Here is a 15,940-nt window from a genome sequence, read left to right on the forward strand (position 1 = left end):
AGATCGGATGGACTTGACTAACCACAACTTACTACACTAAAACTGCGACATAAGGACATGCAACAATGGTAAATGTTCGTGTTTCTTAATGTTTTATTCTATTATACACGTTATTATGCATCTAGTTCCACCAAAAAGTCAACTTTACGTGTTTTTAAACTTGTCTTTATGAATGAAATTATGTTATATATCATGATTTGAATCCGGTTACAACCCAATAAACACAAGGCGTATAAAGAAGTTTACCACTTAAGAAAGATCAAAAAATAAACACAGAAAATTTACAAAATAAAAAATCATTCATACAAAAAAGACACATTCAAATGAGAAATGTGTCTTTTTATTTTGGCTATCCTTCTAAGAAAAAGAGCTGCACGAAAAATAAGACGGCAAAAATGAGCACAAGAATATGCACTTCTTTCCATTTTCCTTTTGCCAGCTTCACAAGTGGATATGAAATAAATCCTAGTGAAATTCCTGTAGAGATGCTAGATGTCAGCGGCATGGAAAGAATCACAAGAAAAGCAGGAAATGCTTCGTCAAGCTCATTCCAGCGAATACGTGACACTGAATTCATCATCAAACAGCCGACAATGATTAAGACAGGTGAAGTGATGGACGGTAAAGCCGAAATGACTTTAATGAGTGGACCAAAAAACAAAGCCACAATAAACAATGCAGCAACGGTTAAAGAGGTCAGTCCAGTTCTTCCGCCAGCAGCAACTCCTGATGAGGATTCAATGTAAGCTGTGGTTGGGCTTGTTCCAAACATTGAGCCAATTGTCGTCGCAGCAGAGTCAGCAAGTAAGGCTCTGCGTACTTTTGGGAGCTGACCATTTTTCATTAAACCTGCTTGTTCCGCAACCCCGATCATTGTTCCTGTTGTATCAAAAATTGTTACAAGTAAAAAGGAGAAGACAACAGCATACAAGTGATGGGAAAATACATCGCCAAACGCAGCGAATGGATTTGTAATCAGCATTCCTTCAGGCAGTGCTGGGGTATCCACTAGCACTTTAGGAAAATGAAGCTGACCTGTTGCAAGTGCAATTAACGTGGTTGCTAACATGCCGATAAACAGCGCTCCATTCACTTGAAGAACCATTAATATGACAGAAATCATTAAACCAACGAGTGTCAAAATGACAACAGGTGAGCTTAGATTGCCTAGTTTCACAAGGTTTTGTGGATCAGCAGTGATGATCCCAGACTGTCTTAGCCCAATGAATGCAATAAATAGTCCGATACCTGCTGTAATCCCGTACTTTAAATTATCTGGAATCGCCTCAATGAGTTGTTTTCTAAGGGATGTTAACGATAAAATGATAAAGAGTATTCCAGCAACAAATACCGCACTAAATGCTGTTTGATAGCTGAGACCCCCACCACCGACAACAGTGACGGTGAAATAGACATTCAGCCCCATACCTGGTGCAATGGCAATCGGATAGTTTGCAAAGAGTGCCATCCAGAGGGTACCGACAACAGCAGCGATAATGGTTGCAGTAAAGACTTGGTCAAAAGGAATGCCTGCATCTGAAAGGATTCCTGGATTGACGGCTACAATATATACCATCGTAAAAAATGTCGTCATACCAGCGAGTAATTCTTTCTTTATGTTGGTTTGGTTCTCTTTTAACTGAAACATAAAATCCTCCATTTACGAACATTATTACAAAACACTTAATATAATATTCGTTTTAAGGGTGGATTGCAACCTTTTTTCAAGGAGGAATAGAAAAATGAATTGGGAAGCAGAAGTCATACGAAAAAAAGACAGTTTGATTCAGGATACACAATCTTTTTTACAAATTGAAAGTGTCTTGGATGAAGAAGGCGGCACAGAAGGAAAACCGTTCGGTGAAAAAGTGGATGAGGCTCTTCAGTATATGCTCAAAAAAGGGCAGGACGAGGGCTTCAAAGTGAAAAATGTTGATGGTTATGCTGGTCATATTGAATATGGAGAAGGCGAAGATATCGTCGGTGTGCTATGTCATGTGGATGTCGTGCCTGCGGGAGACGACTGGACAACCCCGCCATTTTCAGCGGACATAAGAGAAAATAAAATCTTTGCAAGAGGAGCCATTGATGATAAAGGGCCGACCATGGCGGCGTTTTACGCATTGAAAATGTTAAAAGATGCCGGTCTGCCGCTGTCGAAAAAGATTCGAATCATCATTGGCACAGATGAAGAAAGCGATTGGCGCTGCGTCGATCACTATTTCAAGCATGAGGCGATGCCACAAATCGGCTTTGCGCCAGATGCTGATTTTCCAATTATTCATGCTGAAAAAGGGATCATAGATGCCATCGTATCCTTTACATACGAACAATCAGAAGAAAACAAACGTTACATCCTCAAGCAATTCACATCAGGCATGCGTCTCAATATGGTCCCAGATGAGGCTCGCGCGATTGTGGCAGCAGCAAATGATCACGATGCTGAAGCCTTAAAAACGGCTTTTGCAGCCTATCTTGCGGAAAATCAGTTAACCGGTGAGACAAACCATACAGCAGATGGACTGACATTCACATTAAAAGGTGTATCAGTTCATGCAATGGAGCCGGCGAATGGCACAAATGCGGGCATTCATATGGCGAATTTCTTATGTGCGCATGAATTAGATGAAAGAGGGCTCGCTTTTACATCACAAATTAATGCCTTATTTGATCAAGACACAAGAGGACAAAAACTCGGCATCGCTTGTAAAGATGATATTAGTGGTGACTTGACCTTGAATGTTGGTACAATCCGCTATTCGCAAAACGAAGAAGCGAAGCTTGGACTGAATGTCCGCTATCCCGTAACAGCGGACGGTGAGGAAGTCAAAAAAGGGATTGAACGAATAAAAGGGGCAACGATTGAGAAATTTGATGACAGTCCCCCTCATCATGTCTCAAAAGACCATCCACTTGTGAAAACATTACAGCGTGTCTACGAAGAACAAACAGGAGATCCTGCCCATCTTATTGCGATTGGGGGAGGAACGTATGCAAGGTCATTAGAAGCAGGCGTTGCCTTTGGCCCTCTATTCCCAGGAAGACCTGATTGTGCACATCAAAAGGATGAATATATCGAAATCGATGATTTACTTAGAGCAACTGCGCTATATGCACAAGCCATGTATGAATTGGCGAAATAAAAAAGGAAAGAGAAGAGGGGATTCACCGTGAAAAAAATGTTCTTATGCTCTTCATTCAAAGACAGCTATTCTCTCTTGTCTGACTTTGCAGGCGACACCTTAAAAGGAAAAAGTGTGACATTCATTCCGGTAGCCAGTGAAGTGGAAGAAGTCACGCACTATGTCGATGCAGCAAAAGAAGCCTTTCATCAATTAGAAATGCGTGTAGAGACTGTTCAGCTGACCGGGCAAACGGTTCAGGAGATCACACAGATCATTAGGAAGAATGATATCATGTATGTATCTGGCGGCAATACCTTTTATTTGCTGCAAGAATTAAGAAAGCACGGGCTCGATCGTGTATTGAAAGAAGAGATCGGCAAAGGCAAGCTGTATATCGGAGAATCTGCAGGGAGTATTATCATGGCGCCAAGCATTGAATACATCTCACTGATGGATGATCAGGAGAAAGCACTAGAGTTATCCTCCTTTGAAGGATTCAATGAGATTAGCAGCTATCCGGTACCGCATATAAACAATCCTTATTTAGGTGAAGCCGCACAGCATATCATAGAGAAAGATCAAAATACGCTCTCTTTATGCCCGCTCACTGATGAACAAGTTTTGCTTGTGACAGGCGAACAGACTGAGGTCAAGACGGTCTGAGTTGTTCATATGACGAAGAAAAAGGAACAGGAGCATATGCCCTGTTCCTTTTTTAATCTTGAAACACATCACTTGATAAATAACGTTCACCCGTGTCTGCTGTCATACAAATGACAATGTGATCCTTTGGCATTTGCTGGGCTGCTTCAATCGCTGCATAGCATGCCGCGCCAGATGATGGACCGACTAAAATACCTTCAAGACGGGCGAGCTTTCGTGTGATGTCGTAAGCATCTTCATCACTCACTTGCACAATCTCATCATACACCTGTTCATTTAAAATTTGTGGGATAAATCCTGGACTTGTGCCAACAAGCTTATGTTTGCCAGGTTTCCCGCCTGATAAAACAGGAGACCCCTTTGGCTCTGCCACATGTATCGTCAATTCCGGGAATGCTTTTTTGAGTTCCTCTCCAGTGCCTGTAATGGTTCCGCCCGTTCCAGCAGTGGCGACAAAAGCGGCAAGCGGTTGCCCAATCTGTTGCACTGCATCCATAATTTCTACAGCCGTTGTCCCTCTATGAGCATCAGGGTTCGCACCGTTGTCAAATTGCATGGGAATAAAGCTATTAGGAATTTGAGCAGCTAATTCTTCTGCCTTGCGAATACAGCCTGGCATTTTTTCCTCCCCCGGGGTTAAGACGACCTGTGCGCCGTATGCCTTTAAAATATTGATTCTTTCTTGGGTCATCGTATCAGGCATGACCAGAATGGCTTTGTAGCCTCTTGCAGCAGCGTTCATCGCTAAGCCAATTCCTGTATTCCCGCTCGTTGGTTCAATAATCGTTGCCCCTTTTGTGAGCTTTCCTTGTTTTTCTGCCTCAAGGATCATATTGTAAGCAGCCCGATCTTTTACACTTCCGCTAGGATTAAATGATTCCAGTTTTAAATAAACAGCAGCGCCATGTTTTGGCTGAAGGCGCTGTAATTTTACAAGTGGTGTATGACCTATTAATTCAGCTATATTTTGTGCAACCTTCATCATGTGACACCCTTTCTTCTCATTCCGCATTACTTTAGTTATACTATCATCAATGGGGATTCGTAAAGTTTGTTAAAAAGGACAGGTGAAAATATGGCCGAAAGCCGTCATTATTTTATCGGGATTCCAATCCCTGAACAACTCGCGTATCAATTGAAAGCGGATATAGACAAGAGGAGCGGACTTTCCTTCCAAAAATGGACAGCACCCATTGATTATCATGTCACCCTTGTGTTTTTAGGCGCGATTCCAGAGGACCGTTTAAATAAGATATCTGAGCTGCTTGAACAGCTGTCTCATGAGGTGTCTGTTTTCCCGCTGAAGCTGAATGAGATAGGGGTATTTGGCCAAAAGGAGCGGCCGAGAGTCTTTTTTGCAAAGCCTAGTGAAAGTAAGCCTTTGATGGATCTAAGAGAAAAGGTGAAAGCAGCCGTTTTGACAGCAGGTCATCCTGTCGAAAAGAGACCCTTTCATCCACATATGACGATTGCGCGCAAATGGAATAGAGAACAGTCCTATATAGAACAAGCGCCCTTACGGAAAGAACCATATTCGATGGAGGTTTCTAGTATCGCTTTATTTGAAATTCGTCTAAAAGAAACCCCACGTTATCACGCGATCAAACAATTTACACTACATAAATGATTCTAGAGGTTGGAGTGAGCAGCAGATGGCGCAAATTATTAAAATCCAAGATTATATATCACGATATGAACAAGACCCGCATCATTACATCAATCAGTTTATTCGGTTGAAAAAACAAAGATGGGACGAGTTAAAAAAGGCTTCCAAAGAGCAGGTGCAAAAGCAGGCTGACCAAGCCACTGAGCAAGCACCTGAGCAAGAGGAAGAAAAGAGAAAGAAATTCTCCTTAAAAAGAAAGCAAAAAGAAGCCGATATGAAAAAGGAACGGGACCTGAGTCTTTTTAACGAGCCAACAGATATAGAACAAGGTGTTTTTACAAACGTTCCTACCGATGAAACGAAGCTGATTCACTTTTTTAAAGATCATCTTTACGATGTTCAATTAAAATGGGCCAGCTCGACGATCTCTCATATTTCAACTGTCTCCCATCACATTCGATATGATGAAAAGCTGCGGATGCTTGCAAGGCAGCTGCCAGATTCTTATTTTGTGATGTACAAGCCGGTGCTGCTCATTCAAAAAGCTGAGATGGAATTGTGTCCAGTGCTCATTACGCCGCTTGAAGTCATCTGTTTATCATTCTTAGAGGCAGAGCCAGACAGCGTATATATTGGATCGAAGGAACGTTTTTGGGAAAAGCGGGCGACTGGAAAAGCTGTTCAATCCGTCTTGAACCCTTGCGCAAGCCTTCTGCGCTCTGGAACTGTTGTGTCAAAAATTTTACAGCAAAGTGGTGTAGAGCTTCCTGTGAAAAAAATCCTCATCAGCCGCACCTCGTATATTGATTTGCCCGAAGTTCCATTCGGGATGGAGGTTGTCGATAAGAAGAAAGCGGAGGATTGGTTTGACAAGCAGCGGAAAAACACCGCGCCGACAAAGCACCAGCAATTCAAAGCGACAAAGGCATTGCTCGCTTATGGTGAATCAGACAGCAAGAGAAGGCAGGAATGGCTCGATTAAAGGCATATCAAGGTCACCAAAAAATGAGACCTGAGTGGAGCTAATATATGAATGAATGGTACTTTATCGTCAATCCAGCAGCAGGACAAGGAAAAGGACTCCGCACTTGGAGAAGCATAGAGAAAGAATTACAAAAGGTAGAGATCTCCTACAGATCGTTTCTTACCCAGCATGAAGGACATGCCGAAGTTTTGGCGAGACAGATTAGCGCTATGCAAGACGACAGATTGAAACGGTTGATCGTCATTGGTGGTGACGGTACATTTCATGAAGTACTGAATGGTTTGAAAGAAATTGATCATGTGCAGCTAAGCTTTGTCCCAGCAGGTCATTGGAATGATGCTGCGAAGGGGCTGGGCATCCAGCGTCATGATGTGATCAAAGAAGTGAGAAAACAAAAGAGGATGCTGACGAAAACATTTTCTCTCGGTTCCTTTCAAGATCATGCAGAAAGTCCGCAATCTGTTCTTTTTCTCAATCATATTGGTGTTGGTTTTGATGCACATGTCTTGAAGAGAACGGTACATTTTAGAGGGAAAAAGTGGCTCAACCGACTCAAACTCGGGTTTATCATCTACCCGCTGTCTTTTCTACATTCGTTATGGTCATTCAAACCGTTTGATCTTGCTCTTTTTATTGAAAATGAGAGAAAAGTATTTCGCCAAGTGTGGTTTGTGATCGTATGTAATCACCCTTATTATGGGGGCGGGCTGGAAGCAGCGCCGGAAGCGAGTGCGAGGCAATCAGGATTTCAAACAATCGTTGTCACTGATTTGAATCCATTGAAAGTCCTCTTATTTTTAAGTGCAATGGTTTTTAAAAAGCACCTTGTAATGGAGGGAGTCACCCTTTTTCAGCATGAAGAAGCCTACTTGGAGGCAGATGAAAAAATCTTATTTCATGCCGATGGAGAAGTGATTGGCGCCACTCCAGTGTTTGTTAAGGCTAGTGAGCGATCGTTAAAATTACGTGGCTAAGAAGTAGCCAGTGTGCGCACGAGCAAAAGAAACATGAAAAAAGACTTCCCTTTTCATAAGGTTCTTGTCCTGTTTTTCTAGTTTTGCTTGACGAGTATAAGAAGGTAGCGATAAAATCTAAAGGACGGCTATTGTTTAGCATCTCATTCTCAATAGCTGTCCTTTTTGTTTTTATGATCATATAAATAAAAAATAAACAGCCAATTGATCTCAATCGGCTGAATTTTGTCGACTAAAAAAGCATGATTTAAAATATTTTAAGAAATGATGGGTTGAAAATTGATATGAACTGGTTGGGACAAATATTAGGTAGCGAATGGCACATCTCTCCTGCTGGAGGCGCTACGGGAGATGCGTACTTCGCAACACACAATGACCAAAAGCTATTTTTAAAACGCAATACGTCACCGTTTCTTGCGGTTTTGTCAGCTGAAGGCATTGTGCCGAAGCTTGTCTGGACAAAACGAATGGAAAATGGGGATGTCATTACTGCGCAGCACTGGCTGAGCGGCAGAGAGCTTAAGCCAAAGGACATGAATGACCGTCCTGTAGCGGAGCAGCTAAGAAAAATTCATACATCAAAAGAGCTGCTCGATATGCTGAAACGATTAGAAAAGCACTCGCTTGACCCGGCATCGATCTTGATGCATCTCAAGGCATCGATCTTAAAAGAGCAGATTGACTCACATGATATCACGCGCGCCATCCAGTATTTAGAGAAACATGTGGAGGGAGTTCATTTCGAGGATAAGGTCGTATGCCATTGTGACCTCAACCATAATAATTGGCTGCTGACAGATGAAAACCAGCTCTATTTAATTGATTGGGACGGGGCAATGATTGCGGATCCAGCGATTGATCTTGGACCGCTCTTATACCATTATGTTGAAGAAGAGAACTGGGAAAGCTGGCTCTCTATGTATGGTGCTCCGCTGACCGACAACTTGCGAAAACGCATGGCATGGTATGTGCTGGCTGAAACCGTCTCGTTTGTCGTTTGGCATAAAAGAAAAGGAAATGAAAAGGCGCAAAAAGAAGTGCAAGCCGAGCTACATGCACTCTTAAAACGGTTAAACATCCATTAAGACAATGGAATGTTCTCGACCCAGTTAGATAGATGAGATTGATGCGCTTCGATATGTGCATCAATTGAACTGACAGAAGTGCCTTTTTGGCTGTAATTATAAATATCTGTTAGTAGCTGACGAACGTCAGCATCCAAATCTTCTTTTGCCAGCATTAATTGAATCACGCGTCCCACCTGTTCATATTCTGCAACAGTCCCGCAGCAATCCAGCTGGTGATCAGTTAAAATATCTTTGATTAATTGAAGCTGATGTTGGCGGTTTAATCCCATACGTATGCTCCTTTCAAGGCGTGTCATTTATGTGGTTAAACTGTGCATTTAGCTTTGATTTTATACATGAAGCAGACCAGCCCAAATAGCAGCTGGTCTTTTTCATATGTGCGGATAAGATGCTGTCTTGCGGCTCTTTATGTTTCATGGTATCTTGATAAAATGTAAAGAAAATAGAGGTGTATCAAATTGAGAATGCGACATAAACCGTGGGCGGATGATTATTTAGCTGAAAATGCTCATATTGCTTTAGCCAACCCTGAACAATACAAAGGGAAATGGCATGAGCTGTTTGAAAATGATCATCCAATCCATATCGAAGTCGGTACAGGAAAAGGGAGCTTTATTGCCGGAATGGGCAAGCTTCATCCTGAGATAAACTATATCGGCATTGAATTATTTAAAAGTGTCATTGTGACGGCAGTCGATAAAATCAAAGAAACAGATGTAGAAAACGTAAAGCTTCTGAACATCAACGCAGAGACACTGACAGATGTCTTTGCGGAAAATGAGATTGACCGGGTGTATTTAAACTTCTCTGATCCGTGGCCAAAATCAAGGCATGAAAAACGTAGGTTGACGTTTAAAGCCTTTTTAAAGCGATATGAACAGATCCTCCGTCCAGGCGGTGAATTACATTTCAAAACCGATAACCGCGGACTATTTGAATATTCCTTGAAAAGCTTTTCGTCTTACGGACTCCTTTTAACGTATGTGAGCCTTGATTTACATGAGGATGGCCTCGAAGGAAATGTCATGACAGAATATGAAGAGAAATTCTCTTCCATGGGACAACCGATCTATCGATCAGAAGTGAAATTCCCTGAATAACAAGCGAACAAAGCTGGCTGCAACGAACGATTGCGGTCAGCTTTTTTTGATAAAAAGATTAGCACATGCGATTTTCCTTTGTATTTGCTACGATAGAAAAAGGAGGGATGACAGCAATGGAGACAATGAAAATAGGTGAAATGGAACTGTTCTGGTTAAATGGGGGAGATACACACATGGATGGCGGTGCCATGTTTGGCGTGGTGCCAAAGCCATTATGGTCAAAAAAATACCCTGTGAATGATCGAAATCAAATTGAATTACGGTGTGATCCAATGCTCATACGGTGGAACGGTCTTCATCTGTTAGTAGATTCCGGCATCGGATCAGGGAAGCTGACAGAGAAACAAAAACGCAATTATGGCGTCACAGAGGAAACGAAAATAGAAGAATCACTTGCGGCTCTCGGTTTGCGCCCATCTGATATAGATTACGTCTTAATGACTCATTTGCATTTTGATCATGCAAGCGGGCTGACAAAACGTGAAGGCGATGAGCTCGTGTCTGTTTTTCAGCAGGCCAAAATCATCACGTCCAAAATTGAATGGGACGAAATGAGAGCACCGAACATCCGCTCAAGAAATACATATTGGAAAGAAAACTGGGAGCCTGTTGCCGATCAAGTCATGACATTTGAAGATAGCATCGAAGTAACAGAAGGCATTCGCCTGCATCATACAGGTGGACATAGCAATGGGCATAGCATCTTAACGCTCACAAGTCAGGGAGAAACAGCTATTCATTTAGCGGATATCATGCCGACACACGCTCATAAAAACCCGCTTTGGGTCTTGGCATACGATGATTATCCAATGACCTCGATCCCAGCGAAGCAAAAATGGCAGGCATTTGCCGAAGAAAACAATGCATGGTACTTGTTTTATCATGATGCCATCTACCGTGCTGTAAAGTGGGATGAAGACGGGGCAATGACCCATGAGGTCAAAAGAGAAACCGGAAGATAAAAGATCATCTGTATGTTTTTTCGCCTTTCACACAAAATAACGACAAAATGAACTTGTGAAAGGAAGAGTGCAGGTGAATCAATTTTATCGTGTACATGGTGATGTCATCGAGACACCGTTAAGAGGGATCGAAGTCATGTCTGTCCCTTATTTAAACAAAGGAGTCGCATTTACAAAGGAAGAGCGGGAAGAGCTTGGGTTAAAAGGATTTCTGCCGCCGAAGGTGTTAACACTAGAAGATCAAGCAAAGCGTGCATATGAACAGTTCAAAGCACAGCCAGACGCACTTGGGAAAAATGTCTATTTAACTGCGCTTCATGACAGAAATGAAGTGCTCTTTTATAAATTATTAAATGAGCATTTGGCAGAAATGCTGCCGATTGTTTACACACCGACCGTAGGAACAGCGATTCAGCGTTACAGCCACGAGTATAGAAAGCCAAGAGGAATTTATTTATCCATTGATGATCTAGAAGGAATGGAAGAAATTTTTGCATCTTACGGAGTGGATGAATCAATTGATCTCATTGTCGCAACAGATGCAGAAGGAATTTTAGGCATCGGTGACTGGGGTGTTGGCGGAATCGCCATTTCAGTCGGGAAGCTGGCTGTTTATACAGCTGCAGCAGGTATTGATCCTAGCCGTGTGCTGGCAGTGGTGCTTGATGCTGGGACCAACCAGGAAAGCCTTTTAAATGATCCGCTTTATGTGGGAAATCAGCACTCCCGCGTTCGAGGAGAGCGCTATGATCAGTTTATTGATCAATATGTTGAGCTTGCCCGTGCGACTTTTCCAAATGCACTTCTTCACTGGGAAGACTTCGGTACAAAAAATGCGCGCGCCATTTTGGAAAAATATAAGGACCGTATTTGTACGTTTAATGATGATATTCAAGGAACTGGAGCCGTTTCACTTGCTGCCGTTCTGGCTTGTGCAAAAGCATCGAAGGTTCCACTGAAAGATCACCGAATCGTGATCTTTGGAGCAGGTACAGCAGGGATTGGTATAGCCGAGCAAATTCGTGATGCCATCGTGCGAGATGGTGTCAAAGAAGAGGAATCATATGATCATTTCTGGTGTATTGATAAAACGGGATTGCTCACAGATGATTCACCCGACATTCAGCCATTCCAAAAGCCGTATGCAAGACGTTCTGATGAAGTGAAGGATTATGCACGTAATGGTCCAAAGCATTCAATTGATTTGTTAGAGGTCGTGAAGCAGGCGAAACCTACGATCTTAATTGGTACCTCAACTGTAGGTGGGGCATTTACAGAGGAAATAGTGAAAGAAATGGCGTCACATGTAGAGCGGCCAGCGATTTTACCGATGTCAAACCCGACACCTCTTTCAGAGGCAAAGCCGGAAGATCTCATTGAATGGACAGAAGGACGTGCGCTTGTCACAACGGGAAGCCCGTTTGACCCCGTTGAATATGGCGGTGTGACATATGAAATTGGGCAGGCAAATAATGCTCTTGTGTTTCCAGGGCTTGGTCTTGGAACGATTGTGTGTAAAGCCCGCCTCATGACAGACAGCATGTTTGTTGCGAGTGCTGAAGCGATTGCGAGCATGGTCAATGTCGGAAAACCGGGTGCTGCGATGCTTCCAAGTGTTGATCAGCTCAGAACAGTTTCAGCGACAGTGGCTGTCCGTGTGGCACAAGCAGCGATTGACGAAGGAATTGCGGAAGAAACCCCTGATGATCTCATTCAGGCTGTGCAAGACGCCATGTGGCACCCTGTATACAAAAAAATCAAAGCCATCTAAAAAAAGCTTCGCAAGGACTTGTCTTTGCGAAGCTTTCTTATTAAGCAACAGAATCAATGACATCAACGATCATGCCTGTTTTTGCATCAATCATGACTTCATACTGTTCCAGCTCGCCAAAGGCGGAGCGTGTAATGCCAGATTTGTACACATCAATCGTTTCACCATTTACGGTATACGGTTCTGGTACAGTATAAATCCAAGAGCCATCAATCGGGCCGCGCTGTTTAAAAGCAGATTTCACAATTTTTAACGCTTTTTCAGACGAGATATACGTCGGGAAAAAGACTTTCTTTGCAACAATTGCAGCGGCTACGCCAATACTCGCACCAATCAGAACATGTTTTAACTTCAACGTGCTGCACCTCCGTATTGCTGTTTTTTCCATTATACAAAACTTGTCCAGCGATGTTAAGAAATCCGAATACTTGAAAGCATATTCAAAATTTCTGGAGAGATACTTGGAAAACCGAAAGAATTCTTATAGTATAAAGTGAGTGTTATTTTTATAGGAATTTATATGGTCATTACATAGAAATGAGGGTAACTGTCAAATGAACGAAGAAACAATGTCGCTTTTCCGAAATTTAACAGAATTACAAGGGACTCCAGGTAATGAGCACCATGTGCGTGCTTTTATGAAAAAGGAACTTGAGAAATATTCCGATGAACTCATACAGGATCGTCTTGGCGGGGTGTTTGGTGTCCGCAAAGGCCCAGAGAACGCGCCGAAGATTATGGTGGCTGGTCATATGGATGAAGTCGGCTTTATGGTGTCATCCATTACGAAAAACGGAATGATTCGTTTTCAAACACTTGGCGGCTGGTGGAGTCAAGTGATGCTTGCGCAGCGTGTGGATGTTCATACGGATCACGGGCCAATTCCGGGCGTTGTATCGAGCACACCTCCTCACCTTCTGACACCAGAACAAAAAAGCAAACCAGTAAAACCGTCAGATATGCTGATTGATATTGGTGCAGACAGTGAAGAAGAAGCGAAAGAGCTTGGCGTTCGCCCAGGGCAGCAAATCGTTCCTGCAACGGTCTTTACCCCAATGGCCAATCCGAAAAAGATTTTAGCCAAAGCTTGGGATAACCGCTATGGGTGCGGACTTGCCATTGAATTATTGAAAGAATTAAAAGACGAAGCTCTTTCATGTCAGCTATATTCAGGCGCAACCGTCCAAGAGGAAGTAGGGCTCAGAGGGGCTGAGGTAGCTGCGAATATGATTAAACCGGATCTGTTCTTTGCTCTAGATGCGAGTCCTGCAAATGATGTGACGGGAGACAAATCACAATTTGGCCAGCTTGGAAAAGGTGCACTTCTTCGTATTTATGATCGCACGATGATTACGCACCGAGGCATGAGAGAATTTGTCCTCGATACAGCCGAAACAAACAATATTCCATATCAATATTTCGTATCGCCAGGCGGTACGGATGCTGGACGTGTTCATATCTCAAATCAAGGTGTACCGTCTGCTGTTATTGGTGTATGTGCGCGTTACATTCATACAAGTCACTCTGTCTTGCATGTGGATGATTATGCAGCGGCAAAAGAATTAATTGTTCGTCTTGTGAAAAATTGTGATCAAAGCACGGTGGATTCGATTTATCAACAAGTGTAAACGATAAGAAAAAGGCTGCCTCATTAAGAGCACAGCCTTTTTCTTATTCCTGTTCAAACACGTATGACAACGCCTTAATCGCTTGATTCACTGTTTCGACAGTGATATTTGCTTTGTTTGATAATTCCTTTAGGGGATGATGTAATTCTTTAGGACGAATCAAAATAAGGGGTTTCCCTTTGGCGATGGCAGAAGAAGCATCCATTGCCGTGTTCCACTGTTTATATTTCTCACCAAAGCGGGCGATGACAACGTCTGCCTTATTTAATAATAGTTCGGTGCGGAAATTGTTCAAATCAGAAGCCGCATCGTCTTTCAAGATGGCATTTGGCTGCCCGCCTAAAATATCTTCTCCGATGTTATCTGATCGGTCATGATTCTCCATTGGACCAACAAACGTTACTGGTAGTTTCAACGACTGGCTTTTTTCCTTAATTTCATCGCGCCACTGGCTATGAATTTCTCCAGCTAAATAAACCGTTAATTGCATAACAATCTCCTCCTTGTGCACAAACTTAGTAAAGGTTTGCCCTGTTTCTTTTCATGTTACACAAGAAGTGCTTGATAAAGCAAAAAAAATATGATTATGATATTCATGGTAGAAACTATTTTTCATCGTAAGAAGACTACATATAATGGGAAGGACAGGCCTCTTCGTCTTTCCTATGAGAAAGCAGGAAGACGACGTTGATGACTTATTTAAAAAGAAAGGGTATTTCCCTTTCGCCAAAGGTGTATTTTATTGATGCACTCTCTTATATGGCTTTAGGTCTATTTGCTACATTAGTGGTAGGGCTGATTTTAAAAACAGCAGGCGGCCTGTTATCATTTCCTCTCATCGTGGAAATGGGAACGCTCGCTATGGGGCTGATGGGACCAGCAATTGGCGTAGCGGTTGCTTATCGCTTAAACGCTTCTCCTTTAATTATTTTCGCAAGTGTTGTTTCAGGTGCCGCTGGAGCAGAGCTTGGGGGACCTGCTGGAAGCTTCGTGGCTGCTCTCATTGGTGTGGAATTAGGCAAACTGATCAGTGGTGAGACAAGAATTGATATTATTTTAACGCCGCTTGTGACCATTATCACAGGTTTTCTCACCGCTGCTTTCATCGGCCCTGGGATTCAGGCGGTGATGACAGGGCTCGGCAGGCTGATCGTATGGGGGACTGATCAAAGTCCACTCATCATGGGCATGCTGGTTGCAACCATTGTTGGACTTGCTCTTAGCTCACCGATTTCAAGCGCTGCGCTTGCGCTGATGCTTGATTTAAGCGGTCTTGCTGCTGGTGCGGCAACGATTGGCTGCTGTGCGCAGATGGTCGGCTTTGCTGCTGCAGGATTTAGAGAAAATCGTTTTGGCGGTCTTGCTGCGGTAGGCATTGGAACATCAAAACTACAGCTGCCGAACATTGTGAAAAATCCACTCATTCTCATTCCGCCGACGATTGCAGGACTGATTCTTGCGCCAATTGGTATCATTGGCTTTGGGATGGTCAATAATGCGGCAGGAGCGGGTATGGGAACGAGCGGACTTGTCGGCCAGCTCATGACTCTCACAGTCATGGGATTTCATCCTTCCGTTTTCCTCGCTATTGCTCTCTTGCATATCGTTGGCCCGGCAGTGATTAGTTTGGTAGTATCAGAATGGATGAGAAAGAAAGGCTATATACAATTCGGAGATTTAAGTATACAAACTGGAGGAATCAAACATGAAAAAAATTGAATCAAACGAAGAATTACAAAAAGTGATTCAAGAAGACTTAACAGTATTACTATTTTCAGCTGACTGGTGCCCGGACTGCACATTTATTGAGCCGTTTTTGCCAGAGCTTGAAGCAAACTATCCAGAATTTGAATACTTCTATGTGGATAGAGATCAGTTCATCGACACTTGTGCAGAGTGGGAAATTTACGGAATTCCAAGCTTTTTAGTCTTTAAAAACGGACAAGAGATCAACCGTTTTGTCAGCAAAGATCGTAAGACAAAGGAAGAGATTGAAGCATTTTTAACAGATTCTCTTTCTAAATAACGAAAGGAG

General features: G+C 42.8%; 17 protein-coding genes. 12 read left to right on the forward strand and 5 right to left on the reverse strand.

All coding sequences use genetic code 11. The features are described from left to right. Positions 1 to 349 precede the first annotated feature (349 nt). Positions 350 to 1,648, reverse strand: a complete 1,299-nt coding sequence (locus N521_RS09750; RefSeq protein WP_035391080.1) for an NCS2 family permease — start codon at positions 1,646 to 1,648, stop codon at positions 350 to 352. A gap of 94 nt (positions 1,649 to 1,742) precedes the next feature. Between N521_RS09750 and pepV the strand changes: the two genes are divergently transcribed. Then, the gene (pepV, locus tag N521_RS09755) at positions 1,743 to 3,143 is read left to right on the forward strand and encodes a dipeptidase PepV (RefSeq protein WP_035391082.1); all 1,401 of its coding nucleotides are present in this window, start codon (positions 1,743 to 1,745) and stop codon (positions 3,141 to 3,143) included. A 27-nt stretch (positions 3,144 to 3,170) separates the two neighbouring features. Beyond that, on the forward strand, positions 3,171 to 3,788 hold the full coding sequence (locus N521_RS09760) for a Type 1 glutamine amidotransferase-like domain-containing protein (RefSeq protein WP_035391085.1): 618 nt from the start codon (positions 3,171 to 3,173) through the stop codon (positions 3,786 to 3,788). A gap of 52 nt (positions 3,789 to 3,840) precedes the next feature. On the opposite strand, the gene cysK is transcribed toward N521_RS09760, so the two are convergent. Then, positions 3,841 to 4,770, reverse strand: a complete 930-nt coding sequence (cysK, locus tag N521_RS09765) for a cysteine synthase A (protein ID WP_035391087.1) — start codon at positions 4,768 to 4,770, stop codon at positions 3,841 to 3,843. A gap of 93 nt (positions 4,771 to 4,863) precedes the next feature. Between cysK and thpR the strand changes: the two genes are divergently transcribed. The 4 genes from thpR to N521_RS09785 all read left to right on the forward strand — a co-directional run bounded on the left by thpR (position 4,864) and on the right by N521_RS09785 (position 8,438). Next, positions 4,864 to 5,415 carry an RNA 2',3'-cyclic phosphodiesterase gene (thpR, locus tag N521_RS09770; RefSeq protein WP_035391234.1) on the forward strand — a complete coding sequence of 184 codons (552 nt, stop codon included), beginning with the start codon at positions 4,864 to 4,866 and terminating at the stop codon, positions 5,413 to 5,415. 25 nt (positions 5,416 to 5,440) lie between these two features. Next, positions 5,441 to 6,376, forward strand: coding sequence for a hypothetical protein (locus N521_RS09775; RefSeq protein ID WP_017367870.1), 936 nt, complete (start codon positions 5,441 to 5,443; stop codon positions 6,374 to 6,376). A gap of 47 nt (positions 6,377 to 6,423) precedes the next feature. Further along, complete coding sequence (locus N521_RS09780; RefSeq protein WP_007501831.1) at positions 6,424 to 7,353, forward strand: YegS/Rv2252/BmrU family lipid kinase; 930 nt, start codon at positions 6,424 to 6,426, stop codon at positions 7,351 to 7,353. Between the two features lie 284 nt (positions 7,354 to 7,637). Further along, positions 7,638 to 8,438 carry a phosphotransferase family protein gene (locus N521_RS09785; protein WP_181566814.1) on the forward strand — a complete coding sequence of 267 codons (801 nt, stop codon included), beginning with the start codon at positions 7,638 to 7,640 and terminating at the stop codon, positions 8,436 to 8,438. On the opposite strand, the gene N521_RS09790 is transcribed toward N521_RS09785, so the two are convergent. Continuing rightward, positions 8,435 to 8,710, reverse strand: coding sequence for a YtzH-like family protein (locus N521_RS09790; protein WP_008343039.1), 276 nt, complete (start codon positions 8,708 to 8,710; stop codon positions 8,435 to 8,437). The genes N521_RS09785 and N521_RS09790 overlap by 4 nt on opposite strands. 189 nt (positions 8,711 to 8,899) lie before the next feature. On the opposite strand from N521_RS09790, the gene trmB reads away from it, so the two are divergent. From trmB to N521_RS09805, 3 genes are all read left to right on the forward strand, one after another. Further along, the gene (gene trmB, locus N521_RS09795) at positions 8,900 to 9,541 is read left to right on the forward strand and encodes a tRNA (guanosine(46)-N7)-methyltransferase TrmB (protein ID WP_007501825.1); all 642 of its coding nucleotides are present in this window, start codon (positions 8,900 to 8,902) and stop codon (positions 9,539 to 9,541) included. 116 nt (positions 9,542 to 9,657) lie between these two features. Continuing rightward, positions 9,658 to 10,506 (forward strand): YtnP family quorum-quenching lactonase, encoded by an 849-nt coding sequence (locus N521_RS09800; protein WP_035391091.1) that lies wholly within the window; start codon positions 9,658 to 9,660, stop codon positions 10,504 to 10,506. A gap of 73 nt (positions 10,507 to 10,579) precedes the next feature. Further along, positions 10,580 to 12,277: an NAD-dependent malic enzyme gene (locus N521_RS09805; protein WP_035391093.1), complete on the forward strand. Its 1,698-nt coding sequence runs from the start codon at positions 10,580 to 10,582 to the stop codon at positions 12,275 to 12,277. Between the two features lie 40 nt (positions 12,278 to 12,317). Here the strand turns inward: N521_RS09805 and N521_RS09810 are convergent, their stop codons facing one another. After that, positions 12,318 to 12,632 carry a PepSY domain-containing protein gene (locus N521_RS09810; RefSeq protein ID WP_003217759.1) on the reverse strand — a complete coding sequence of 105 codons (315 nt, stop codon included), beginning with the start codon at positions 12,630 to 12,632 and terminating at the stop codon, positions 12,318 to 12,320. Positions 12,633 to 12,831: 199 nt separating this feature from the next. Between N521_RS09810 and N521_RS09815 the strand changes: the two genes are divergently transcribed. Then, the gene (locus tag N521_RS09815; RefSeq protein ID WP_035391095.1) at positions 12,832 to 13,905 is read left to right on the forward strand and encodes a M42 family metallopeptidase; all 1,074 of its coding nucleotides are present in this window, start codon (positions 12,832 to 12,834) and stop codon (positions 13,903 to 13,905) included. 43 nt (positions 13,906 to 13,948) lie between these two features. Here the strand turns inward: N521_RS09815 and N521_RS09820 are convergent, their stop codons facing one another. Next, positions 13,949 to 14,395, reverse strand: a complete 447-nt coding sequence (locus N521_RS09820) for a YtoQ family protein (protein WP_007501817.1) — start codon at positions 14,393 to 14,395, stop codon at positions 13,949 to 13,951. Between the two features lie 200 nt (positions 14,396 to 14,595). On the opposite strand from N521_RS09820, the gene N521_RS09825 reads away from it, so the two are divergent. Together N521_RS09825 and N521_RS09830 are read left to right on the forward strand one after the other, a co-directional pair. Beyond that, positions 14,596 to 15,624, forward strand: a complete 1,029-nt coding sequence (locus N521_RS09825; protein ID WP_019743715.1) for a PTS sugar transporter subunit IIC — start codon at positions 14,596 to 14,598, stop codon at positions 15,622 to 15,624. Beyond that, positions 15,611 to 15,931, forward strand: coding sequence for a thioredoxin family protein (locus N521_RS09830; protein WP_003217665.1), 321 nt, complete (start codon positions 15,611 to 15,613; stop codon positions 15,929 to 15,931). Before N521_RS09825 ends, N521_RS09830 begins: the two co-directional genes overlap by 14 nt. Positions 15,932 to 15,940: the final 9 nt, after the last annotated feature.

It is taken from the genome of Bacillus sp. UNC125MFCrub1.1 (assembly GCF_000701305.1).
Classification (GTDB): Bacteria; Bacillota; Bacilli; order Bacillales; family Bacillaceae; genus Bacillus; species Bacillus altitudinis.

Bases quoted from the DNA above. Each gene is read 5' to 3' on its own strand.
- N521_RS09750 (WP_035391080.1), bottom strand. From the start codon at position 1,648: ATGTTTCAGTTAAAAGAGAACCAAACCAACATAAAGAAAGAATTACTC.
- pepV (WP_035391082.1), top strand. From the start codon at position 1,743: ATGAATTGGGAAGCAGAAGTCATACGAAAAAAAGACAGTTTGATTCAG.
- cysK (WP_035391087.1), bottom strand. From the start codon at position 4,770: ATGAAGGTTGCACAAAATATAGCTGAATTAATAGGTCATACACCACTT.
- thpR (WP_035391234.1), top strand. From the start codon at position 4,864: ATGGCCGAAAGCCGTCATTATTTTATCGGGATTCCAATCCCTGAACAA.
- N521_RS09775 (WP_017367870.1), top strand. From the start codon at position 5,441: ATGGCGCAAATTATTAAAATCCAAGATTATATATCACGATATGAACAA.
- N521_RS09780 (WP_007501831.1), top strand. From the start codon at position 6,424: ATGAATGAATGGTACTTTATCGTCAATCCAGCAGCAGGACAAGGAAAA.
- N521_RS09785 (WP_181566814.1), top strand. From the start codon at position 7,638: ATGAACTGGTTGGGACAAATATTAGGTAGCGAATGGCACATCTCTCCT.
- N521_RS09790 (WP_008343039.1), bottom strand. From the start codon at position 8,710: ATGGGATTAAACCGCCAACATCAGCTTCAATTAATCAAAGATATTTTA.
- N521_RS09800 (WP_035391091.1), top strand. From the start codon at position 9,658: ATGGAGACAATGAAAATAGGTGAAATGGAACTGTTCTGGTTAAATGGG.
- N521_RS09815 (WP_035391095.1), top strand. From the start codon at position 12,832: ATGAACGAAGAAACAATGTCGCTTTTCCGAAATTTAACAGAATTACAA.
- N521_RS09820 (WP_007501817.1), bottom strand. From the start codon at position 14,395: ATGCAATTAACGGTTTATTTAGCTGGAGAAATTCATAGCCAGTGGCGC.
- N521_RS09825 (WP_019743715.1), top strand. From the start codon at position 14,596: ATGACTTATTTAAAAAGAAAGGGTATTTCCCTTTCGCCAAAGGTGTAT.
- N521_RS09830 (WP_003217665.1), top strand. From the start codon at position 15,611: ATGAAAAAAATTGAATCAAACGAAGAATTACAAAAAGTGATTCAAGAA.